19 protein-coding genes, 2 tRNA genes and 1 pseudogene are annotated in these 23409 nt (G+C 59.7%); 12 read left to right on the top strand and 10 right to left on the bottom strand.

The features are described 5' to 3' along the window. Positions 1-37 precede the first annotated feature (37 nt). The 3 genes from PHA8399_RS21495 (at position 38) to PHA8399_RS21485 (ending at position 3672) form a co-directional block, all read left to right on the top strand. The gene (locus PHA8399_RS21495) at positions 38-283 is read left to right on the top strand and encodes a hypothetical protein (protein WP_058288111.1); all 246 of its coding nucleotides are present in this window, start codon (positions 38-40) and stop codon (positions 281-283) included. Positions 284-436: 153 nt separating this feature from the next. Further along, on the top strand, positions 437-1351 hold the full coding sequence (locus tag PHA8399_RS21490; protein WP_058288110.1) for a hypothetical protein: 915 nt from the start codon (positions 437-439) through the stop codon (positions 1349-1351). Positions 1352-1440: 89 nt separating this feature from the next. Continuing rightward, positions 1441-3672, top strand: a complete 2232-nt coding sequence (locus PHA8399_RS21485; protein ID WP_082649605.1) for an AAA family ATPase — start codon at positions 1441-1443, stop codon at positions 3670-3672. A gap of 483 nt (positions 3673-4155) precedes the next feature. On the opposite strand, the gene PHA8399_RS21480 is transcribed toward PHA8399_RS21485, so the two are convergent. From PHA8399_RS21480 to PHA8399_RS21470, 6 genes and pseudogenes are all read right to left on the bottom strand, one after another. Then, complete coding sequence (locus PHA8399_RS21480) at positions 4156-4857, bottom strand: hypothetical protein (protein ID WP_058288109.1); 702 nt, start codon at positions 4855-4857, stop codon at positions 4156-4158. Further along, positions 4844-5098, bottom strand: a complete 255-nt coding sequence (locus PHA8399_RS22985) for an ATP-binding domain-containing protein (protein WP_158509285.1) — start codon at positions 5096-5098, stop codon at positions 4844-4846. The genes PHA8399_RS21480 and PHA8399_RS22985 overlap by 14 nt, the downstream gene beginning before the upstream one ends. A gap of 321 nt (positions 5099-5419) precedes the next feature. Then, a pseudogene (locus PHA8399_RS23055) lies at positions 5420-5530 on the bottom strand (VPA1267 family protein); the annotation flags it as partial. Positions 5531-5612: 82 nt separating this feature from the next. Further along, entirely contained in the window at positions 5613-8792 is a 3180-nt protein-coding gene (locus tag PHA8399_RS21475; protein ID WP_145977106.1) for a VPA1269 family protein, read from the bottom strand. Then, positions 8776-10293, bottom strand: a complete 1518-nt coding sequence (locus tag PHA8399_RS22130; protein WP_158509284.1) for a tyrosine-type recombinase/integrase — start codon at positions 10291-10293, stop codon at positions 8776-8778. The genes PHA8399_RS21475 and PHA8399_RS22130 overlap by 17 nt, the downstream gene beginning before the upstream one ends. A 469-nt stretch (positions 10294-10762) precedes the next feature. Then, entirely contained in the window at positions 10763-12082 is a 1320-nt protein-coding gene (locus PHA8399_RS21470; RefSeq protein WP_058288107.1) for an ATP-binding protein, read from the bottom strand. An 84-nt stretch (positions 12083-12166) separates the two neighbouring features. Here PHA8399_RS21470 and PHA8399_RS21465 point away from each other — a divergent pair, with 84 nt between their 5' ends. The 3 genes from PHA8399_RS21465 to PHA8399_RS21455 all read left to right on the top strand — a co-directional run bounded on the left by PHA8399_RS21465 (position 12167) and on the right by PHA8399_RS21455 (position 13580). Next, a complete protein-coding gene (locus PHA8399_RS21465) occupies positions 12167-13084 on the top strand; it encodes an MBL fold metallo-hydrolase (protein WP_058288106.1) in 918 nt (305 codons plus the stop codon). 68 nt (positions 13085-13152) lie between these two features. Further along, positions 13153-13227, top strand: a tRNA-Asn gene (locus tag PHA8399_RS21460). Between the two features lie 278 nt (positions 13228-13505). Further along, a tRNA-Asn gene (locus tag PHA8399_RS21455) sits at positions 13506-13580 on the top strand. A gap of 116 nt (positions 13581-13696) precedes the next feature. On the opposite strand, the gene PHA8399_RS21450 is transcribed toward PHA8399_RS21455, so the two are convergent. Continuing rightward, a complete protein-coding gene (locus tag PHA8399_RS21450) occupies positions 13697-16180 on the bottom strand; it encodes a PAS domain-containing hybrid sensor histidine kinase/response regulator (RefSeq protein ID WP_058288105.1) in 2484 nt (827 codons plus the stop codon). A gap of 25 nt (positions 16181-16205) precedes the next feature. Continuing rightward, positions 16206-16694, bottom strand: coding sequence for a putative pterin-binding protein (locus tag PHA8399_RS21445; RefSeq protein ID WP_058288104.1), 489 nt, complete (start codon positions 16692-16694; stop codon positions 16206-16208). A gap of 322 nt (positions 16695-17016) precedes the next feature. On the opposite strand from PHA8399_RS21445, the gene PHA8399_RS21440 reads away from it, so the two are divergent. After that, positions 17017-17631 (top strand): response regulator, encoded by a 615-nt coding sequence (locus PHA8399_RS21440; RefSeq protein WP_058288103.1) that lies wholly within the window; start codon positions 17017-17019, stop codon positions 17629-17631. Between the two features lie 28 nt (positions 17632-17659). On the opposite strand, the gene PHA8399_RS21435 is transcribed toward PHA8399_RS21440, so the two are convergent. Next, positions 17660-18889, bottom strand: coding sequence for a cytochrome P450 (locus PHA8399_RS21435; protein WP_058288102.1), 1230 nt, complete (start codon positions 18887-18889; stop codon positions 17660-17662). A 170-nt stretch (positions 18890-19059) separates the two neighbouring features. Here PHA8399_RS21435 and PHA8399_RS21430 point away from each other — a divergent pair, with 170 nt between their 5' ends. The 3 genes from PHA8399_RS21430 to PHA8399_RS21425 all read left to right on the top strand — a co-directional run bounded on the left by PHA8399_RS21430 (position 19060) and on the right by PHA8399_RS21425 (position 20221). Beyond that, entirely contained in the window at positions 19060-19407 is a 348-nt protein-coding gene (locus tag PHA8399_RS21430) for a TfoX/Sxy family protein (protein ID WP_058288101.1), read from the top strand. 129 nt (positions 19408-19536) lie between these two features. Continuing rightward, the gene (locus tag PHA8399_RS22125; protein ID WP_008553983.1) at positions 19537-19707 is read left to right on the top strand and encodes a YqaE/Pmp3 family membrane protein; all 171 of its coding nucleotides are present in this window, start codon (positions 19537-19539) and stop codon (positions 19705-19707) included. Beyond that, positions 19700-20221, top strand: a complete 522-nt coding sequence (locus tag PHA8399_RS21425; protein ID WP_058288100.1) for a DUF4112 domain-containing protein — start codon at positions 19700-19702, stop codon at positions 20219-20221. The genes PHA8399_RS22125 and PHA8399_RS21425 overlap by 8 nt, the downstream gene beginning before the upstream one ends. 62 nt (positions 20222-20283) lie before the next feature. Here PHA8399_RS21425 and ndk read toward each other — a convergent pair whose 3' ends face one another. Next, a complete protein-coding gene (gene ndk, locus PHA8399_RS21420; protein ID WP_008556653.1) occupies positions 20284-20706 on the bottom strand; it encodes a nucleoside-diphosphate kinase in 423 nt (140 codons plus the stop codon). 200 nt (positions 20707-20906) lie between these two features. On the opposite strand from ndk, the gene PHA8399_RS21415 reads away from it, so the two are divergent. Continuing rightward, positions 20907-22763, top strand: a complete 1857-nt coding sequence (locus PHA8399_RS21415; RefSeq protein ID WP_058288175.1) for an ABC-F family ATP-binding cassette domain-containing protein — start codon at positions 20907-20909, stop codon at positions 22761-22763. Continuing rightward, positions 22760-23380, top strand: a complete 621-nt coding sequence (locus PHA8399_RS21410; protein WP_058288099.1) for a MarC family protein — start codon at positions 22760-22762, stop codon at positions 23378-23380. The genes PHA8399_RS21415 and PHA8399_RS21410 overlap by 4 nt, the downstream gene beginning before the upstream one ends. The last annotated feature ends 29 nt before the right edge of the window (positions 23381-23409 follow it).

Raw genomic sequence — 23409 nt, 5'->3', positions numbered from 1 at the left:
GACCCGTTTTTGCGTCCGATCTGTGAACTGAAGTGCAATGGAGCAACCGATTTCCGTCAGCGCCGATGATTTGCCAATGCAGCTCATGGGCATGCTGCTGCACTTTCTGATCGAATCTGAGAGCCTGGACGAGGCACTTCGGTTCCAGCAGCTGATGCATGAGCACCGGGACTTTTTCACTACCGATGATCCCGGTGTCCGCGAAGCACTGAACTGCGTGGCGCGGCAAGTCGGCGCCGTGGTGGAGATGGCAGGGACAGCCCCGGAATTCGCGCCGGTCTGATCCGCCCAATCCCCCGTGACATAACCAGACCCGGCCCGCGGCGGTTCTCCCCGCCTGCGCCCGGCCGCTTCATGCCCAATTCCAGATTTTCCCGGCAGGTGCCCCATATGCGGTGCCTGCCCTCTCTCCCGCCTTGCGCAAATGGAGCTCTCAATGAACAATTCATCAACCGCCACGCCTGCCGCCTTCCCGCTCACCATTCACCCCCACTGGCGCGCCGCCGCCGAAGCCAAGGGCTTCGGCATCCTGCAGCGGGTCAAGGACCGCTATCACCTGCTCCTGTCCTGCCACACCTGCCGACGGACACACGCCAGCAAGATCTTTGTTCTTATGAACAGCCAGCCGCAGTGCCCGCACTGCATTCAAGACCGGTGGCAGGCCGATGCCGAGGCCGCCGGGCTGCAGTGGGCAGGCCGCGACCCGCAAAGCCGCCATCACAGCTTCTACATCGCGAACTGCGGCCACCGTTTGCGCCGCCAGTTTGAGCTGATCAAAAGAGCTGCCGCCGGGATCTGCGACGTACGCTGCGAACTCTGCCAGCAACAGAAGGAGCAAGAAGAAGCCGAAGCCCAGGGCTGGGAGCTGATCGGAACGGACCCGGACGGCAACCAGAACTACCGTCTGTACCGGCATCCAGAATGCGGCCATGAACAAAGGGTGGCCCGTGCCAACATGCAAACCGGCCGGTTCGGGTGCGGCTTATGCGGAGAAGACTGGCCCGCAGCACCGAGCCATCTCTACGCCATGCAGTTCAAGCTTCCAAACGGAACCTGCTTGGTCAAACTTGGTTTTTCACGGAACCCGGATTCCCGCCTGCGCCACCAATTGCTGAAGCACCGTGACCTGGACGCGAAGATCCTGAAGACCGTTCCGATGGCAACCGGGCAGCTGGCCTTGCAGGCCGAGAAGCGGCTGCATGCGAAGCTGCAGGCGGGGTTTCCCGATCAGATCGCGCCGCCAGAGCTCTACAGTGACGCCCTGCGGGTCCGCAGCGAGGTCTACTTTGCCGGTGCGGCCCAGGTGATCTTCGCGATGCTCGACGCCATCAAGGCGGAAGAAGACAGCTAAGCGCCTCCCTCCCCTTCAATTTCCGACCTGTTTTCCGCCCGGCCCCGCTGGGCGCCCGATCCCTTTTGCCTGTTCACAGGAGGCTTGCCATGAACCAATCCAACCACTCCCCCGCGCGCCCCGATTGGTGGAAGTTCGCTGAAGACTGCGCCCGCCGCTATCATCTCTACTACGAAGAGCTGCAGCAGACGCGGCGCAAGACACTCAAAGAAGACGCGCCAGCCGACGGTGCCGACACCGAGGAGCCGCTTGTGTCCACGCCCCCGGAACAGCCCCATTCTTTGCTGCAGCATCTGAGCGAGCACCCGAACGCGCGGCATCTGCCGCCAGAACTCTGGGAACACCTGGAGCAGGAAGGCGCCGACCCATTTGCCTGCGATGAGACAGGTCGCTGGCTGCCGCACACAGACCTGCCGGCAGACAAGCTGCTTCTTCTGCTTCGGATCGCCGCGGCCTTCGGCTCCCCGGCTGCGGTGGACACGCAGCTTGCCCGTGGCGCCGTGCTGATCCTGCACAACATTCCTGCCTCCGGGTTTTCAAGCGTGGAAAATCTCCTCAACCACGCCCTGCTGCCGCCGGGCTGGCAGGCCTATGACGGCCGGCGCCAAGTGCAACTGAACCAGCGCGTGACCCTCGCTGTCCCCAGTGCCCGCGATGGTGCGATTGAACAGCAACACATTGATGAGCTGCACGATCTGATCATCAAGGGTCTAGCGCACAGCCAGCCTTTGTGGATCTGCCTGCCGGATGAGATGGCACTGCCGTCGCCGCTGGTGGCGGAGCACTGTCATCAGCTGGCATTGCCGCAAGTGGACGCGGATTTTCTGATCGCCCTGCTGCGCCAGACGCACAGCCGCACGGGCCGCATCGATGAAGCCGCCACCTGCGCCGCGCTGCCCCCGAACGGCCAGTTGCAAGAGCTCTCCACCGCCGCACTCTCATTCGCCCTGCGTGCGCCCACAGCGAAGAAGATGGCTCAGCGCCTGTCCCAGGCGCTAACCGCCGCTGCCGCTTCACCGCCCGAAGCCCACGCGCCAAGGGAGAAGATCACAGGCATTGGCCGGTCCTATGACACCGCCCGGCAACTGGTTGCAGACCTGCGACTCTGGGACGAAGGCGGCGTGGCCTGGAATGAGATCCCGCACTCCTTGCTGCTTTTTGGCCTGCCGGGCACCGGCAAGAGCCACCTCGCCCGCGCGATGGGCCGGAGCGCCGGGGTCAATTGCGTCGAGACAAGCTGCGCCGAATGGCAGGCCAAGGGGCATCTGGGCAACCTCCTGCACGCCATGCGCAAAAGCTTCGATGAAGCCCGGAAGAATGCTCCCTGTATCCTCTTCATCGATGAGATCGACGCGATCGGTTCCCGCGACAGTGCCGGCGACAACAGTGCTAGCTATAGAAGGCAAGTGGTTGCTGGCTTTTTGGAGCAGATGGACCGCATCAGCCGGGATGCAGGGATCATGGTGGTTGGTGCCTGCAACCACCCGCAGCACATCGACCCCGCAGTTCTTAGAGCCGGGCGGTTTGACATCAAGATCGAGATGCCGCTGCCAAGCAAGGCAATGCTGCAGCACCTCCTTGCTGAGCGGCTGCAGGACGCAGTCCCCGAGGATGCGATGTTGGAGCTGGCGCGGGACTGCATTGGAAAGACCGCCGCCGACGTTGACGCCGCGGTGCGCTCTGCCCGCAGTGAGGCCCGGCACAGCGGCTGCGCGCTCGATCTGCAGCTTCTGCGCCGCCATTTGCAAGTCATGGCACAGGAGGAGAACCACGACCTGCTTTACCGCATCGCCATTCATGAAGTCGGTCACGCCATCACCTCGTGGAGCTACGGCGAGACGATCACGCGGATCAGCCTGTCTCCATCTGGCGGCACAATTGAGCGGGATGTTCCCGCGAACGCGGGTCTGCCGGCAGACTTTGAATGCCAGCTGTATATCCACCTCGCAGGGCGGGCGGCGGAGCGGCTCATCTTCGGGGTTGTTTCTGCCGGAGCCGGCGGGGGCACGACGTCCGATTTGGCACAGGCTGCACGGATTGCGTTGGCAATGGACCACGAGCTGGGAATCGGCATCCACGGCAACGGCTGGTTTGGACCGCAGGATCCCTCCCGCTTGACGGACAGCGAACGCCAGCGCCTGCAGGAGCGGCTCGACTACGCCGAGGACCAAGCGCGCGCGCTGCTGTACCCCCATCAGCAGTTGCTGCAGGACATGGCTGCAGACTTGGTGCAGAAACGAGAGTTCGATGCCAAAGCGGTCCGGTCCTGGCTGCGTGACGTGCCGCGCAACAATGGTCCGGAGCCGGTCCAGGACCAGTAGATGCGCCCGCCAACCAAGCCGCTCCGCCGCGAGGTTTGCACAATTCTTATGTGCAAACTTCCGCGGTGCAGGCCCGGTTGGTCCAAAATCCGGACCTCATCCGCGGGGAGCGCGAGATCAATCGTTGGCGTCAAAACCAACTGAGGGTCAAACCTGAGTGTGCGGTAGAAAAGGAATAGACTATGAACGCCGAAGTCCCCTCCCAGCAAATTGCCCCTGAAGTTACCGGCAAAATCGCCTTGTTGCGAGCGCATACAACGTCCCGATTGCCATGCATTATCCCGATGGCGTCACCAGCCCGTCATCGTGACAGAGCCGAAAAAATCCAGCTTCTGGCGGTCCAAGGTTGGGGCTCAGAGCAGAACCGCGGAAATTCTAACAACGGCCGAGGGCACGTTGGGTAGCACATCACCAAACCCGAATACTCACGTTATGAACGAGGGACCAGTGGGGGCAGGTCAAAGGGTGAGCAGACGGTCCCGGTCAATCTCCTAACATCTTCATCAGAACTGACACCGCATCCTCCGCACCCAAATAACCTAGAGCAGGATGCATCAAGTCTCCTGCATTTGGATCAAGTGTAATATCGAAATCTCGGCTTAGAACGTCGAATAGACTTTGGAGCCTTCTGCGCTCCATCAAATCCAAACCTGTCACCAAGGGCTTCACCAATTCTCGCTTTTCTAGACTGTGATTTTCCCCCAATTTTAGTGTCGCATTTTTGATGTCACGCTGAGTTAGATTGGCATAGGCTCCCCGGAGAATCTTGTTTTCTTTCCGTAACTGATCGTTCTCACGAAACACCTCTTCGAGCAGTGCGCGGCTCTTTTCAGAGATCATTTTCTCCATGAGCGTCTCATGGAGTTTCTCCCGCTCAGTTAATTTCTTTCGAGCCTGCTTCCCGGTTCCATGGCCTGCATCCCTGCAAGCTTGGATCGCCAACTTGACAAGCTCGTTCATTCCATCTGTGTCATTTGTGATCGTGCTTAAAGCCGGTGAACCGTGATAGTGTTCTTTCAGGTACTGACCGACGTCCGGAATTACATTCAGGGATACTCCGCGGTCTACCATTTCGTTAAGCGCCGCCCACAGGCGTTCCAAGCTCCTCAATTTCTTAGGGCTCTTTGCATTAGCCCTAAGTGCTTGATAGAAAATTTCTACTTCCGCTAAATTAACCAAGGGCATTGCGCTCCTCCAAACATCTCCCGATGTGGTAGTCCATTGCTGTTTCTCCACGGTTTGCTGCTGTTTGACCTCCCACAGCAGTTTTCAGAGCCTCAAAGTCGCCGACCAAAACTACTTGTTCGGAACCACACATAAATACCGTATAAATCATTGACCTATCGATGAAGTCACTCTTCGTCGTATTGAATATGGGCATGATGATAAGACCCCATTGAGACCCCTGAGACTTATGGACGGTCAAGCAATAGTCGAGGTCAATATTGCTCGAGTCCGCTCTTGTCAGTTTGACTTTTCTCCCCCAAACTTGGCCAACTAAGCTTCTAGGATACGTCCCAAAATACCATTTTTAGTCCTCTTCTTAAGTCTGTTGCTAAATAGACCAACGGGTCTCCGACTCTGATATCAGGTCTACCTAACATGGCTGGGCGGTTTGGTTTCGCGAAATAGCCTGACCTCCTTATCTCAGTGGTTGTTGGCGATGGGGATTTGTTTATCTTGATGATCTCTAAGCTCGGTCAAATCTGAAAGCGGGAAAAGAATGCCGCCTGCAGTAAACTCTTCCTCAGCCTCTCAAACATTCTATAAGAAGTTTATTGGTTGAGAATGCCGATCTAGCAAAGCCATATTCAGTGGATATTTCACTTCTGTTAAGCCGACCTCGGCGAATGTAGTCAGACCGATCATCTCACGCTTTCTGCTCGGCGATCCAATTCTTGAAACGATCAACACTCTTTAACTTAATTTTCGCGATACTCCTATTCATTTTCCAAACCCTCCAAGACACCATCACTGATAGTTGACCCGTCGATCATTGCTAGGATACCATCGCCAACTTTAATCTCCCTAAAATTTTGAACTTCCTTCTCAAAGTCATTGATCAAGCCGAACTCGGCCAAGCTTGTTATTCCGGAGAAGAGATCATTCAAACCTTTCTCACCAACGTTTCGGCGCAGGAATTGTGTGAGTTTTACCGATGCCTCATGCTGTATATCTTCCGGCAGTCGGATCAGGAGATCGTCGAAACCATTTTCTGAAAGTAGTTTTTGGATAAGTAAGCGATGGCGCGACGGGGCGGAACCTTGGCCGACTTCGGGGTGAAGAAACTGTGCTTCGGATACCATAGCTGTCAACGCCTCCTCGGACGTCTCTACCAGAACTGCATCTAGGTCGGCTTCCTCCAACCCAGTGATCAACGCATTGCCCTTTCCTCTACCCTTCGCTTTTTGCAATAGTACGATGGATTGGTTAATCCGTTGAGTGCGGAAGCTGAGATCAACCATGAGCTCGTCGATCTCATCACTTAACTTATTGATATTTTTCTGGCTTTGCGTCGTTTTAAACTTGCTACCAGATTCCAACAAATTGGCGTGCCGTTTAATCAATTCGGAACGAGCCCGAGCCTTTTCCCGCAACGTGTAGACCAAATTCGTATGGACGATTACCTGTCCGGAAAGGAACATCGGCCCGGTCAAGTTGAACCTACATCTTCCGCAGGAGAATTCGTTTCTAGTGATTGAAGTGTATTCTGCTCTTTTCCTCCATTTCTTGTCCTCTTGCTGAACCACCATTCCTTCGTGGCAACGAGTACACGCGACAGGGCAAATGCCGTCAATCCGCGTATGCCACAGACCTGGCTCCAATTCTCGGAACGCATTATTGTGGTCAGATGGAAACACAAAGGCATCCCTGAAGCTGTCATCAGACTGCTCATACAGAAGCGTTAGATATTCGTCCGTTTCCAACCCTTCCAATTTTGCTGCTGCATCATTTAAAAGGTCACTGATAGTCGCTGGGTTTGTTTTATTGTAATACAACGTCATAATAAGGTTCGCGTGCCCTGCGACGAACTCCGACACGATGTGAACTGGCAGACCCGCTTCAATAAAGTGTGTAATTAGCGAAGCTCTAAGTGCGTGAATGGTGAAGTTGGATGATATTTTACCTTTCTCGTCTACCTCCACCAACTGTATTTCACGCTGCTCCTCCGACAAAATTCTGTCTTGTATTTCCCGAAGAAGTAAAAGAAATAGGCTCACAATTTTACCTGATCCCAACGGCGCTAAAGTCCTGATATCGGCGAATTTATTTATTGTCCTCTGCCTTCCGGCATCGCGAAAAAGGAAAACAAACTCTGTAGCCAGTTCGCTGTCAGGTGTGTTGTCGCAAGGCAGTTGGCAGCGCTTCAACAATTTATCCGCAGGATTAAACTTGGTTTGCCAATCTCGAAGATCGCACAATTTTCCAAGAAGATCTTTCTTGTGCCACGGGATATCATAAGGTTCTTCAACGCCTGGAGCCTTCTTCACGCTAGATTTGTTGGTATTAACCCTAAAACCTGGGAATGCTTGTTCGCCGAGCGCGGTTGACATGATCTGACAAAACCCTCTTTGGCGGCCTTTCATAGCTTTGGCATTGGTGTTGAAAGTCTGATTTCCCGACGCATCTACCAAGAATTCATCAAATTCACCGCTATCTAAGTAGCGAGCTTGAAGACCGCGCAAAGGAAGAGAGAAAAGAGTCTCGAGAAGAACCGCTGGACCAGGGAAGTACTTTTCCATCCAACATTGTTCTTCTGGATCATAAACTTCCGCGCGGCACATTCGTTGTTGCTTGGGCCAAGCGGCGTCATCCTCTGACAAGATTTTCAACGCCATTTCCACGATAGTTACCGGCAAGATCGACTTCTGCGTCTTCGATGGCCTTTCACCAATGGACGTCACACCGGTCGGGTATTGCCCGAGCCTACTTGGAACGTGATTTCTCGAATGCCCATACAGATGGGGTCGGTTTTTTATGATATAGTCGAACATCTGCCCAGGAGTCGCAGCGATTCTTGCCAACGCTTCCGGTCCACCTTCCCCCTTTCTCATCAACTCCTCATTTTGATTGAGAATGAACTCCTCGAAGGTCAGGCCGCCGTTCAAATTGTTGCTTCCTCCCGTTTGAACAAAGTCAGCTGCAGTCAAATCTTCTGGGCTTGACAAAATATCTCCATAAGTACGCAGCCATTTCAGCAGCCCTTCTCTTAGGTATTTGGCCTTGTGAACTCGCGTGGTATTTGTCTGTTCTTGATTCTCCAGATACGCCGAAAAGATATGCTGCCATCTTTCAAACGAAGGGTGACCAATCTCAGGATCTAGAACCCACCACGAATTTGCTTCGCTGCATGAATCTCGTCGTTGTCCGGGTGTAATGTGTGCTCGCCAGTCTTTTGAAAGATCACTTGGAGGACCAGCGAGGCCCCTCAACATTTTCGAAGTGGCTGTTCTAAAATTCTCTCTAGTCTTCTCGGTATTACCTGAAGCGTTTTTATTTGCTAATTCTACAAAATCGCGACAGAACTTGAGTGACACTTCGGAATAGTGCCGACAATTCGTTGAGCGAAGAAGTCTAGCGTGAGTAAAATTATATCGCCCTTCAGCTACGGAAACCAATTGCCTTTCACCCTTGGCATTCGGGTGCATCTCCAATGCAACTCTGCTCGAGAAATCTGACCCAGCCTTTTTCGCCTTCGTTTTTTCGTTCAACCAGTGAGATTTGTGTTCTGCCACCCAGGGAATTAACGCGGCTCGCTGCTCCGTCAAAATATTCAGAACAACATTCTGCCCATCTAAGTGCTGCCTATGCCACTTCCCCGGGATGAATGTTTTCAAGTACTCATCGAATGCCCGCACTACGTCATCAAGTGTTTGAGCCCCGTTCAAGCCTTCATTCAGGCGTTTTACAGTGATGTGGAAACGCCTGTTTTTTGGAGAATGCCGAATCCAGGACTGAACCTCTTCATCAATCGGTAAGGCGATACTCTTCCATTTGCCCACCGAGTGCTCAATCAAAGCAAGGCGAATTGGGTCCAGGTTGATAAAAAGGCCGTTAGGGTATCTATTAGCGGAAGTAGTCACATAGTCGGTACGGATCGGATCATCTGAGCCTGTCACTGCTTGCCCCAATTTTTGCTGTAGTGAATAATCCTGCGGGGTCGCTCTTGTATTTGAAAACGAGAAGATCGATTGGTTCCCCTTGAGGCATGTAAGTTTCTCCACGCTTTAACGTAGCTTCCAATGCCGTTAACTCTCGGTTGACTTCAACCTCGGTCGCCGAGGTGTAAGCTAACTGGGCCTCCAAGGTTTTGTGGTGCATGCATGTCTGAATAACCAAAGGGCTGACATTCAGGGATTTCAGCGATTGGCCGTAGAAGTGCCTGAGACCGTGCGGATGCACGCCTTTAGATCTGTCGGGGTTAAGCCCAATTTTTCTGACCGCGACGTTGAAAGCGTCACGCATTGCGGTTTTGGTCCATGGATCACCAAAACCATCGGAGTTGGAGGAATTAACAAACAAGTATGGGTGATCGGCCCCTTCAGGTAAGATATTCAGTATGTATTCCCGGTGTGCAGAGTAGAACCACTCTCGAAACGGAATTCCATGTATGGATTCCGGCAAGAAATGTGCGACAGAGTATGGCCCTTCTTGATCACTGTCTTTTTCCGTCATCGCCATCGATTTGAACCCAGCAAACTGAGCTCCAGATAACCGAGTCCGTGGTAATCGGTAATAGACCTCACGTAGAAATTGTTGTCGTGAAACAAATGAACCTTGGTGTTTCACCCTCCCATGCTCTGGGTGCAACAGACGGACGTGTTTTCGAGTCACATCACGCACAAACATATGGAATATTTCGCTGGAACGGAGCCCTGCACCAGCACACAAGAGAACCGCCATTAACAGATTGAGGTTGTATTCACTTGCCAGCCCAGTATATTCAGACCTCCTGCGTTTACGACGACAACCTTCGACTATCAATTCTCCAACTGCGTCAAACGGAAAGTGTCTTGCTCTTACCGTGGCAGATTTGTAAGCCGCCCTATCAGGAAACGGGTACCGCCCCTTTCGATCTTTTTGGGCAGTTTCAGAAATGTGATACAAAAGAGATCTATTGTCGCCCTCCCTCCTTCGGGCGCTCACAGCCCTGTATGTTGACAAAGCGAAGCTCTTAAATCCCGCGTTCGAGAGTGCGTTGTCTTTAACCTCAGCAATAGTCTCCAAGAATTTACTTAGGTACTGCTTTGTCTTTCCCAAATCGGCCGGAGAGAGTGCCTTCCAATACAGACTAGAATTGTCCAGCTCTGGCACCCAACTTGACCCATACTTTTGGCTTTCGATAAACTTCGCAATTAAAGTTCCCGCCATTTGTTCGGATGCAATGACACAATCAGGAACAACCACCCGATAGAAATCATAAAACCTAGCTATTGCACGGACAGCTTCCCCTTGCCAGGTTCTAGATTTATCTCGATGTGGAACTCTAGTGATGAAATAGAACGCTTCAAACAGAATGCGCCCACCGTCTTCGTCCGTGACAATAACCGGCACACCAGGCTGCCGTGCGTCGAAACCGATCTGAACGATAGTGTAGTGATGCCCGGTGGTGCGCCGCATATAGCTACTCGTTACTAGTAATAAGTAACCTGTACTACCAAACACCACTTTTCATCAACAGTTTTGATCAAGTTAAAGCAAGAACTAAATCGACCCACGCCCCAACTAAGCCATTATAAAACTTATAATTTTCATGCTAACGAGCAACGTGACTGAAATATCTCTAGTAACCCCGGCCATACTACTAACTTGAATCCTGCCGGGCCTACCAGATCATCCGCCACTGCACCGGACGCGGCCTGCAATCTCCGCGCGCCGGACCCAAGCCCCCCGCTTCCGCACCCGCAGATGCACCCCGCGTGCGGCGTGATAGCTGTGCGATGCGCAGCCGGGCGTTCCAGACCGGGGCGGTAGCTGGTGAACGGTTCGGTCTGAGGCATGGCAGGTCTTTCAACACCGTTTTGCGTCAGGACTGGCAACCCAGGGGCACCAGAGATACCTGCAACAGGGCGGCACCCTGGCCGCCGGATCAGCGGGCGATGACGATATCGGCCTGCAAGCCGCCCAAGTCGGCGCTTTCCCCCAGCCGCAGCGTGCCGCCATGGGCGCGGGCAGTGTCCGCCACAATCGCCAGCCCAAGGCCGACACCCGAGCCGCGGTTCTGATTGCGGGCCGGATCCAGCCGGGTAAAGGGCCGGATCGCATCGCCGCGCTGCTCTGGCGGGATGCCGGGACCGTCATCTTCGACCCGGATGCGCAGGGACCGCTCTGTCAGCGCCACCGACACCCGCGCCCTGGTGCCATAGCGCACGGCATTGGAAATCAGGTTTTCCACCGCCCGGCGCACCGGCTGGCGCCGCAGCAGCACTTCGCCTGCTCCGCTCATCTCGCCCAATGCCACCTGGTTTTCCTGACGCTGCCAGTCGGCAATGATGGTGCGGACCAGGTCGTGGGGGTCCACCGGCTCCGGCTCGCTCACCGCGGAACCGCGGGAGAAATCCAGGAACGCATCCAGCAGCGCCTGCATCTCGTCGACATCGCGCAGCATCGGCGCGGCGTCTTCCTCGTCCAGCATCGCCAGTTCCAGCTTCATCCGCGTCAGCGGCGTGCGCAGGTCATGGCTCACGCCGGACAGCATCAGCGTGCGCTGTTCGATCTGCCGCTCGATCCGGGCCCGCATATCCAGAAACGCGCTGCCGGCCGCGCGCACCTCAGTGGCGCCGCTGGGCGAGTACGGCACCACCCGCCCGCGGCCAAAAGCCTCTGCGGCATCGGCCAGCCGCTTGATCGGGCGCAGCTGGTTGCGCATGTACAGAAAGGAGATCAGCATCATCAGGAAGCCGAACAGCAACATGGTGACAATCAGCTGATGCGGTGCCGCGGCGGTCAGGCGGCGGCGGTCAAAGCTCAGCTCGACCAGCCCGTGCGCGGTGCCGAAATAGACCAGCGCCCTGCGGTCCGCCGGAAACCGTGCTGCCAGGAACCCCGGGAAGGTTTTCTCCAGCTCGTCGCGCACCACCCGGCCGGAAAACTCGATCAGGCTGAACTGGTCCTTTGGCAGCGGCGCCCCGGGCGCCAGATACCGCGCCTGCATGTTCAGCGGCTGCAGCAGCGGCGCCATCTGTGCCAGTGCCGTCTCCTGATCCGGCGCCGCTTCCGCCACCTGCCGCAGCAGTTCCAGCTCGCGCTGGATGGTGGCGGTCATCTGAACGGTCACATCCTCCAGATCCCGCTTGATAAATACAACCGAGACCACGATCTGCAGCGCCACGATCGGCACCACCAGGATCAGGGCCGCCCGGGCGTAAAGGCTGCGCGGCATATAACGTTTGAGCCAATTGAAGGACATGGGCTAAGCCTATAGGGCGCCAGGAAAAGAGAAAAGACGGTCCAGCGGCGCATCAGTGCAGGAAAACAACAGCGGTGCAAGACCATGAATTCAGCAGACGACTTTAATCCGCAGCCCGGCCGCGCCGTGGAGCTGGAGCCCGGCCTGCGCCGCATCCTTGCGCCGAATCCTTCTCCGATGACCTTTCGCGGCACCAATACCTATCTGATCGGCACCGGCAGCCTGGCCGTGATCGACCCAGGGCCGGAGTGCGCACCGCATCTGGAGGCGATTCTCGCCGCCGTCCAGCCCGGTCAGCGGATCACCCATATTATCGTGACCCACAGCCATCTGGACCACTCCCCGCTGGCGCGCGGGCTGAGCCAGGCCACAGGCGCGCCGGTCTATGCCTTTGGCGGCGCGGGCGCGGGCCGCAGCGCCGTTATGTCCAGGCTGGCCGCCAGCGGGCTGGCCGAAGGCGGCGAAGGCATCGACACAGAGTTTGCCCCGGACATCACCGTCCGCGACAGCGACGTGATCGGCGGCGATGGCTGGGAACTGGAGGTGATTCACACGCCCGGCCACCTTGGCAACCATATTGCGCTGGCCTGGAATGATGCCTGCTTCACTGCGGATCACGTGATGGGCTGGGCCAGTTCGCTGGTGTCGCCGCCGGATGGCGACCTTACCGACTTCATGGCCTCCTGCCGCCGCCTGCGCCTGCGCAGCTGGCGGGTGTTCCACCCCGGCCACGGCGCGCCGGTTACAGACCCCGCCGGGCGGCTCGACTGGCTGATTGCCCACCGCCAATCGCGCGAGGCTGCGATTCTGCAGGCGCTGGGGCAAGCCCCCGCCACCGCGCGCGCCCTGGCGGAGCAGATCTACACCGAAACCCCGCCTGCCCTGCTGAAGGCGGCGGAGCGCAACGTCTTTGCCCATCTCGTGGACCTCAGCGGCCGCGGCTTGGCAGCACCGCAGGAAACCCTGTCCGCCGCAGCCGTCTTTGCGCGGCGCGGCGGCTGATTTTTTTCAAAAAAATCCCTCCGCCCTCTGGACGCCCAATCCGCGGACCGCTATACGGCACGAACCGTTCCGGCGTAGCTCAGCGGTAGAGCAGTTGACTGTTAATCAATTGGTCGTAGGTTCGATCCCTACCGCCGGAGCCATTTTCAAAAACACCTGAAAACAGGCCTTTAGGCTGTGCAGCGCTGGTTCTTGCCTGTGCTTTCTGCCAGTGTATTCCGGCCCGCCACGGCCGGCTTGCCGCAGAGTCCAATCGCCAGCTCTGCCGCCGCCCCTGCCCCTTCTGCCGTCCCGAAGCGTCCGGATTTCCGCCTCGCGAAGGCCTGCATACCCAGCCGGAAAGCGGGCACAAAAAAATCGCCCCAAAAGCAAATTTTCCTCTGGACGCCCCAGGTTGGAACTCTTATACGACGCCTCACATTCCGGCGTAGCTCAGCGGTAGAGCAGTTGACTGTTAATCAATTGGTCGTAGGTTCGATCCCTACCGCCGGAGCCAGATTTCCAGGGGTCAAAGCAGCGATGCTTTGACCCCTTTTGGTTTAGCGCGGCCGCTTCGGCTTTTCTGCCCTTGCCCTTTCCCAGTGCCCCGCCAGGGTTTGCCGCCCCCCCCTGTCACGAGGGCAGGTGCGGTGCCAGGATCATTTCGGCACTGGCCCAGGCCTGCTGGAAGAGTGCCAGCGGCGGATCCTCTCCCAGCTCTGCCTTTTCGATGGCCAGCATTGCGCGGCGCAGATCCGACAGCCCCAGCACCGCAGCCGAACCTGCCAGCCTGTGCGCCTCCTTGCGCTGCGGGTCCTCCAGCGCCGTGGAGGTCTGCAGCGTGTCCTGCAGCTGGGTCACCTCATCGCAGAACAACACCAGGAAACTGCGCGCCCGCTCCGCCCCCAGGGCCTCGAAGAACTGGTGGATGTCGGACTCGATTCTGGGCAACGCCTTGACCCCGCCTCCAGCCCGGCGCGCAATCACATCGGCAAGCTCCGCCTTGTTGACCGGCTTAGTCAGCACTTCGGCAAAGCCAGCCTCCAGAATGCGGGCGTGATCCTCGGCCGCAGCATGGGCCGTCAGCGCGACGATATCGGTCCCTTCGGCAAACTGCCCGGCGCGGATCCGGCGCAGGGCCTCAATCCCGTCCACCTCCGGCATGCTGATATCCATCAGAATTAGATCGAAGCGCCCCGCTTCGGCCGCCTCCACCGCCTCGGCACCGCCCGGCACCGCAGTGACTTGATGGCCCTCCTGGCTCAGCAGCGTCGCCAGCAGCTCGCGGTTGATGTCATTGTCCTCCGCGATCAGCAGACGGCAGGCGCCCTTGTTCCGCGGCTTGTCCTGTTCGGCCTGCCGCGGCGGCGCCTTGGCGGGGGGCAGCGCCAGCGAAATGGTGAACAGGCTGCCCTCGCCCGGCTCGCTCTCGCAGGTTATGGTGCCGCCCATCGCCTCCACCAGGCGCTTGGTGATCGCCAGCCCCAGTCCGGTGCCCTCACTGCCGCGGCCATAGCTGGCGTCCAGAGTGATAAAGTCCTCAAAGATCCGGTCCAGATCCTCCGGCGCGATACCCTGGCCAGTGTCTGCGACGCTGAATTCCACCGTTTCACCGTCGGGCAGACGCATCACGTCAACACTGACAGCACCCTCTCTGGTGAATTTCAGGGCGTTGCCGATCAGGTTCAACAGCACCTGCTGAACGGCGCGGGGACGGCCGGCGACCACCGGTTTTCCACCCAGGCTGCAATGCAGCGACAGGTCGATTCCCTGGCCCTTGGCGCTGGCCTGCTGGCTCTCGACCAGGCCGCTCACCAGCTCATCCAGATCGAATATCCGCAGTTTTTCAGAATCGGCACCGGACTCCAGCCGCGACAGCTCCAGCACGTCATTGACATGATGCAGCAGCAATTCGCCCGAAACCCGCATGGCCCGCAGGTAGCGGCGCTGCTCCTGTGTCAGCCCGGTGCCCTCAATCAGGTCGATGGCCCCCAGAACCCCGGTCAGCGGCGTGCGCATTTCATGGCTCATGACTGTCAAAAGGTTGTGCTTGGCCCGCTCGCCCGCCAAGGCGTCATCCCGCGCCCGCCGCAGTTCTTCTTCCACCTCGATCCGCTCCGATATGTCGCGCAGGAAGCTGACAAACACCATTTCGGAACCGGACTGGCTGACCGAAACGGACAGCTCCACCGGGAACAGCTCGCCGGATTTGCGCCGCGCCTCCAGCTGCAGCCGCCCCTTGCCTGCAACCCGCGTCTCACCAGTTCGCAAAAAGCGCTTCATGCCGGCCTTATGCGCCTCCTGCAAATGGTCCGGCACGATCAGGTTAACCATCGGCTGGCCGACCGCCTCCTCGCGGCTGTAGCCAAAGACCGATTCCGCCGCACCGTTAAAGGCCTGGATCCGCCCGTCGGCGCCGACCACCAGGATCGCGTCCAGCGAGGAAGCAATCATCGCCTCCATCTGCGCCGCAGCCCGGCTGCGTTCGATCGCCATCTCACGCCCCTTGCGGTACAGCCGCCCAAGCAGCAGCGCCGCCAGCGCCAGCGCCAGCACCAAAGCCAGGACCACCCAGCCCAGCCGGTACAGGATGGTGAAAAGCTGCAACCGCTTGTCCTTGGTATCGTCCACCTGCAGGACAACCCCGAACAACGCCAGCTCGCGCACGTCCTTGCTGTTTGCGTTCAACTCCGCCGCCAGTTCCAGCAAACCGTTCAAGAGCGCCTGATCGCCGCTGTCCACTACGGCCGCCATCCGGTCCAGACGGTCCTGCATCTGCTGCAACAGGCCCGCCCCGCCCTGGCTGCTGCGCAGGTCCTCGAACAGCGGGCTTTCGCGGAAGGTCGCGATCCGGCTGTAGTAGATGTCAAACTGGCGCCGCAGCCGGGGCAGATCCTCAGCCTTGCGCGCCGTCAGCACCGCGGTCTGCAGCTTCAGATGCTCCACCTCGGCTTGGGACAGGTTCCATTGCATGTTGTCGGTGGCCGCGGTCGACAGCTTGTTCAGCTCCTGCAGAACCTGATGGCCCAGCCGCACCGACTGCGCCGCCAGCACAGCAGCGACGGCCAGCACCAAGGCCAGGACCCAGCGCGGCACGGAGGGAAACCCGTGAAGCATCAGCTGCAGGCCCCCTGCCCGCCGGTCACGGCCGGATCACGATGCGGTCCAGCTGCCAGATGCTGCGCGAATAGACCTCCTCCGTCCGGTAGTCGGGATTACTGTCGTAGGGGTAAACCACCCAAAGCGGCCCCTTGTTGCGCAGCGACATTTCCGCGCCATTGCGTTCAAAGGCGACAATCGGGCCGCCCTCAATCGCGTCGGACACCGGGATTTCCACCGAGTAGTTGTTCACCGCATGCGCCACCAGCTGGCCGCCGCTGACCCCCATCCGCTCCATCAGAACAGCCAGCGGCACGCCGGTGAACTGCTGCGGACCGGTGGTCCAGATGGTCTCCGTCTCAAAGGTGACGGGATCAAGCGCGCGCAGATCCGCGATCGTGTACTGCGCCGAAGGCTCAGCCGCGCCATCCATGCGCACCGACAGCAGCACCTTCGGCTCTTCGCCCGCAAAAACGGCGGCGGCACAGGTTATGACCACCATCGCAGCCAGCGCCGCGGCCCGTGACATCATCCCTCTCATTTCCAGCTCTCCTCAGTTCAGCAACATACTGCCCGGAAACATGCCACACCGGCGCGGCCCGGAAACCGGCACCAGAGGATAGGGTCCTGACCTTCCGTATAGGGTGCCCAGACGCAAGCATAGCGCGAGCACCCTAATGTTGCCTTACCAGCCGCCGCCGGGCCGGGTTACTATCAATAATATTCCGGCAATCGCACAGGAGCGGCAGCAGATGTCCTATTACCACGCAGGCACGCAATCCCAGGTTGACAATTTCGAAACACTTGTGGCTGTAGATTGGGACCGTGAGTTGCAGAACAGGTCCAGGGGCATCATGCGTATTTTGCTGGCAGACGATCACGACATGGTGCGGGAAACGATCTCCGCCTACCTCAGATCCGAGGGCGGTGCCGAGGTGGCGTTGGCCACCGATCTGCCCGGCGCGATTGAGCAGATTTCCGGCGAGGGGCCGTTTGATCTGGTGCTGCTCGACTACAACATGCCGGGAATGATGGGACTAGACGGGCTGGCCAAGGCGCTGGCGGCCAACGGCGGCAAGGGCGTGGCCATTCTGTCCGGCAGCGCGCCCGCCCGCACTGCGCAGGAGGCGCTGGATGCCGGCGCCATCGGCTTCATCCCCAAGACGATGGGCGCGCAATCGCTGCTGAACGCGGTGCGTTTCATGAGCGCCGGCGAAATCTACGTGCCGGTCGACCTGATGCGCGAGGAGGCCGCGGCCAGCACCCACCCCCTCGCCAAAAAGCTCAGCCCGCGGGAGCTGGAAGTGCTGAACGGCCTGTCTAAAGGGTTGTCGAACAAGGAAATCGCCCGCGATCTGGACCTGCAGGAGGTCACCATCAAGCTGCATGTGCGCACCCTGTGCCGCAAGCTGGACGCCAAGAACCGCACCCAGGCAGCGCTCTGCGCCAAGGAGGCCGGACTGTTCTGAGCGAAGCCCCCGGCCCCGGGCCGGTTCGTCAGCGCAATCTGGCAGGCAGCGCCGCATAGCCCCGGAACCGGATCCGCCCGCCGGGCACCCGACCGGGCAGCAAGCGGTAGTCCGGGAAGCGGCGCAGGAACCGTTCGATTGCGATCCTCCCCTCCAGCCGCGCCAGCGTCAGCCCGACGCAGACATGCGGCCCGCCGGCAAAGGCAAGATGCCGGTTGGGACTTCTGGAAATATCGAACACTTCAGGGTTCTCAAACACCTCAGGGTCCCGGTTGGCAGCGCCGATCACCAGATGCAGATTGGTGCCCGCAGGCACCCGGCAGCCGCCGATCTCCACCTCCGCTGTGGTCTCGCGGTTGCCCAGCTGATTGGGAGAGCGGAACCGCAGCATTTCCTCAATCGCGGGTTTGATCAGCTCCGGCGCCTCCAGCAGCCGCCGCTTCTGCTCAGGATAATCATGCAGCAGCGCCAGCCCGTTGCCGATCAGGTTGGTGGTGGTTTCATGGCCTGCGTTCAGGATGAAGATGCAGTTCTGGATCAGCTCGACCTCACTCAAGCTGCCCTCGGCCCCCTCGCCGCGGATCAGCCGCGTCAGCACATCCGTTTCGATATCGCCGGGGCTGGCCCGGCGCCGGGCAATCAGGCCGCTGAGGTACGCCTTAAACTCCTCCACCGCCCGGTGCCCTGCGGCCAACTGTTCGGCACTCAGCACAGGCTCCAGCGCGCCCAGAATGGCCAGCGACCAGTCGCGAAGCGGGCCGCGCTCCGCCATCGGCACATCCAGCAGGTTGCCGATGATCTGGATCGGGATCGACGCGGCGAAATCCTCGATCAGGTCCGCCTCATCCAGGTCCGCCATCGTGTGCAGCAGGTGATCCACCGTTGCGATCAGCCCCGGCTCCATCTGCGAAATCGCCCGCGGCGTCAGCGCCGAGGTCATGATCTTGCGCACCCGCGTGTGCAGTGGCGGGTCGGAGAACACCAGTGAGGTTGTGTGATGCTCAAACAGCGGCGAGCCTGCGCCGTACTTCGGGGCAAACACCTTTGTCTTGTCCGAGGAGAACAACGTGGTGTCGCGGTAAATCCGGTCAAGGTCGGCATGCCGGCAGATCAGCAGCGAGCCGTCCGGCTGCGGCAGAACCGGAGCGTCGCGCAGCAAGGCATCGTAAAAGGGAAACGGATCGTCCGTAAATCCGTCCGGCGGGTTCGCCAGATCAAAACCCTCCGCATTCACAGATATTTGCTGCCGTTCCTTCATCGCCGCTCTCCCGCCGGTTCCGATTGCCCTGCCCGCAAGGCTTTCCGCCGGATATGCGACTGTCAATCCGGCAGTGCGGCAAAAGACCCAGCGTCAGGCCGCGCTTGGGCGGTTAACGAACACGCCGTTTCCAGCGTGACACCGGCGCCCTTAGGGGATAGAAACAAATCATGAACACAGCCATTTCTTCCATCCGCAACCTTGGTCCCGCTTATGAGGAAGCCTGCCGCCGGGCCGGTATCACCTCAGCCGAAGACTTGCGCGCCATCGGTGCCGACGCGGCCTATGCCCGGCTGCTGCAGACCGGCACCCGGCCGCATTTCATCGGCTATTACGTTCTGGTGATGGCACTGCAGGGGCGCCCCTGGAATGATTGCAAGGGCAAGGAAAAGGAGGAGCTGCGCCAGCGCTTTGACGCGATCAAGGCCGACGCCCGGCCGCAGCACAGCACGAAACTGCTGGCAGAACTGGACGCGATCGGCGTGCGCGCTGCGCCCGCGGATCTGAAGCCCCTGTAAGCACCGCCGCCCGTCCGCACCAGCGGTCAAAGCGGCGCCACCGGTCCGCCGTTCTGGCCCCTCATGCAACTTTTTCCCGGGTTCAGCCGTTAACCATGCAGAAACGAGTGCAACAGAAGGAGTACCGGCATGGACCTGATCCGCATCATTTTCGCAGTACTGCTGCCCCCGCTTGGCGTTTTTCTCCAGGTCGGTCTTGGCAAGCACTTCTGGCTGAACATTCTGCTGACCCTGCTGGGCTACATCCCCGGCATCGTGCACGCGGTGTGGGTCATCGCAAGGACGCCGAGCCATGCCTGATCTGCCGCAACACCATGAGCAAAAGCTGCAATCGCTGGAGCGTCTGGCGCAGCGCATGGACCGGGCCTTCCGCATTCCGGGCATCGGCCTGAGGGTCGGCTGGGACAGCATCGCGGGCCTTGTGCCCGGTATCGGCGACGCCCTGTCGCTGGCGCCCGCCGGTTACATACTGTACTCGGGCTACCAGCTGGGCGCCTCCGCCGGCACGCTGGCCCGGATGGCGGCAAACACGGGCATCGACGCCCTCATCGGCTCCGTGCCGCTGGTGGGCGACCTGTTCGACATTGCCTGGAAATCCAACACCCGCAACACAGAGCTGCTGCGCCGCCACCTGGAGGATACCGCCTCACGGGGTGAGCCCCTGCCCAAGCGGCTGGGGTGCCGGGCGTTCTCGAAACTGACCGCGCCGCGCGAGTTCGGCCGCTCGCTGTCTTACGCCAGGAACAGACCCGGCCCGCAGCAGAAACAGCCCGGCATACGGCAGCATCCGCTGAACCGGTTCCTTGACCCATGAAAAAAGGGCTGCAAGCCTTTAAGCTGCAGCCCCTTCAGATTTCAATCCGGTGAACCGGATGATCAGCCGACCAGCTCGATGCCGGAGAAGAAGTAGGCGATTTCCACAGCTGCGGTTTCCGGAGCATCGGAGCCGTGCACGGAGTTCTCGCCAACCGATTCAGCGAACTCGGCGCGGATGGTGCCGGCGGCTGCGTCTGCCGGGTTGGTGGCGCCCATCACTTCGCGGTTCTTGGCAATGGCGTTTTCGCCTTCCAGGACCTGCACAACCACCGGAGCGGAGGACATGAACTCGCACAGTTCGTCGTAGAACGGACGCTCGGCGTGCACTTCGTAGAATTTGCCTGCCTGTTCCTTGGTCATGTGGATGCGCTTCTGCGCCACGATGCGCAGGCCGGCTTCTTCAAACTTGGCGTTAATCTTGCCGGTCAGGTTGCGGCGGGTTGCATCGGGCTTGATGATCGAGAAAGTGCGTTCCAGAGCCATTTGGCATTCTCCTGATTGATGGGCCGCAGGGCGTATCCCCGGGCCGGAAACTCCGCGCGCCGCGTAACATGGCTGGAGGCGCTTGGAAAGACGTTTTCAGACCGCGCGCAGGCGCGTGCGCCCCCCGCAGCGATAATTTCAGCCAGAGGATCGCGGCAGGCCGATTGACAGCCCCCGGCACCTGCGCCACACCGCTGATCATGTTACGTATTCAGGACATCACCTATTCGGTCGAAGGCCGCCCGCTGATTGACAGCGCATCCGCCACCATTCCCACCGGGCATAAGGTCGGCCTGGTCGGGCGCAACGGCACCGGCAAGACCACCCTTTTCCGGCTGATCCGGGGCGAACTGGCGCTGGAGGGCGGCAGTATCTCCCTGCCCTCCAAGGCCCGTATCGGCGGTGTCGCGCAGGAGGTGCCCTCGTCCAACGTGTCGCTGACCGACACGGTGCTGGCCGCCGACACCGAACGCGCCGCTCTGCTGGCAGAGGCTGACAGCGCCAGCGACCCTGCGCGGATTGCCGAAATCCAGACGCGCCTGACCGACATCGACGCCTGGTCGGCAGAGGCGCGCGCGGCCTCGATCCTCAAGGGTCTGGGTTTTGACGACGCGGACCAGAAACGCCCCTGCTCCGACTTCTCCGGCGGATGGCGGATGCGCGTGGCGCTGGCGGCGGTGCTGTTTGCCCAGCCCGATCTGCTGCTCTTGGACGAGCCGACCAACTATCTCGACCTCGAAGGTGCGCTGTGGCTGGAAAGCTACCTGGCGAAATACCCCCACACCGTTCTGATCGTCAGCCACGACCGCGGACTGCTGAACCGGGCGGTGGGCGCCATCCTGCATCTGGAGGACAAGAAGCTCACCCTGTATCAGGGCAACTACGACACCTTTGCAGAGACCCGCGCGGCCCGTCTGGCGGTCGCCGAAGCCGAGGCCAAGAAACAGGAAGCCCGCCGCGCCCATCTGCAAAGCTTCGTCGACCGCTTCCGCTATAAAGCATCGAAGGCGGTGCAAGCGCAGTCGCGGCTCAAGATGATCGCCAAGATGAAGCCGATCACCTCCCCGCAAGAGGCAGCCCTGCGCGCCTTCACCTTCCCCGAGCCCGAGGAAATGTCCCCGCCGATCATCCAGATCGAGGGCGGCGTCACCGGTTATGGCGGCACGGAAGTGCTGAAGCGGCTGAACCTGCGCATCGACCAAGACGACCGCATCGCGCTGTTGGGCAAAAATGGCCAAGGCAAGTCGACACTGTCAAAACTGCTGGCGGACCGGCTGCCGTTGATGGCCGGCAAGATGACCCGCTCCTCCAAGCTGCGGATCGGCTATTTCGCCCAGCACCAGGTGGATGAGCTTTATGTCGATGAGACCCCGTTGGACCACCTGCGCCGCCTGCGCCCGGATGAGGCGCCTGCGAAATGGCGCGCCCGGCTGGCGGGGTTCGGCCTCGCCGCGGCCCAGGCAGAGACGGAGGTCGGGCGGCTGTCCGGCGGCCAGAAAGCGCGGCTCAGCCTGCTGATCGCAACCATCGACGCGCCGCATATGCTGATCCTCGACGAGCCGACCAACCACCTCGACATCGAAAGCCGCGAGGCGCTGGTCGAGGCGCTCACCGCTTATTCCGGTGCCGTGATCCTGGTCAGCCACGACATGCATCTGCTCAGCCTGGTCGCGGACCGTCTGTGGCTGGTGTCGGACGGCACGGTGAACCCCTATAACGGCGACCTGGAAAGCTACCGCGCGCTGCTGCTGGCGCGGGAAAAGCCCGCTGCCAAAACCGGTGCGCCAAAGCCCGCCAAGCCCAAGCGCACCTCCCGCGATGTGCTGATTGCGCTGCGGGCGGACGTGCGCAAGTCCGAGGCGCGGGTGGAAAAGCTCAGCGAAATGCGCGAAAAGCTTGATGAAAGGCTCGCCGACCCAACCCTGTACGAACCGGGCAAGGCTGCGGATATGGCGGTCTGGCAGAAAAAACACGCTGAATGCATCGAGGCGCTGGAGCGGGCCGAAGGCCTGTGGATGGACGCGCTGGAGAAACTGGAGCAAGCCGAAGCGCAATGATCGACACCGCATTCCTGATTACCGCCTTTGTGACCCTGTTTGTCATTGTCGACCCGATCGGCCTGACGCCTGTGTTCCTGGCCCTGACCCAAGGCATGTCCACCGCGCAGCGGCGTACCATCGCGATCCGCGCTACGATCGTCGCGGCAATCCTGCTGGCGCTGTTTGCCGCGCTGGGGGAGGCGGTGCTGGGCTTCATCGGCATCTCCATGCCCGCCTTCCGCATCGCGGGCGGCGTGCTGTTGTTCCTGACGGCGCTGGACATGCTGTTCGAACGCCGCAATAAACGGCGCGAGGACCGCAGCGAAGAGGATGAGTTTGACGACCCGTCGGTCTTTCCGCTGGCAATCCCGCTGATGGCCGGGCCCGGCTCGATTGCCACGGTGATCCTGCTGACCGGCCAGCAGCCCGGCTTTACCGGCTTTGCCATGGTCATGGCCACGGTGCTGGCGGTGCTGGCAATCCTTCTGGTGATGTGCTTGTTTTCCGGCCTGTTTGAGCGGCTTCTGGGCAAGACCGGCATCACCGTCGTGACCCGTCTGCTGGGAATGCTGCTGGCGGCCCTGTCGGTGCAGTTTGTGCTCGACGGCCTGCGTGCCTTCGGCTTTGCCGGCTAGCATACCGCCCTGGCCCGCCTACATTCTGT

This window comes from Leisingera aquaemixtae (assembly GCF_001458395.1).
Lineage (GTDB): Bacteria > Pseudomonadota > Alphaproteobacteria > Rhodobacterales > Rhodobacteraceae > Leisingera > Leisingera aquaemixtae.
The sequence above is the reverse complement of the archived record's forward strand: the minus strand, read 5'-3'. Positions and strand labels throughout refer to the sequence as shown.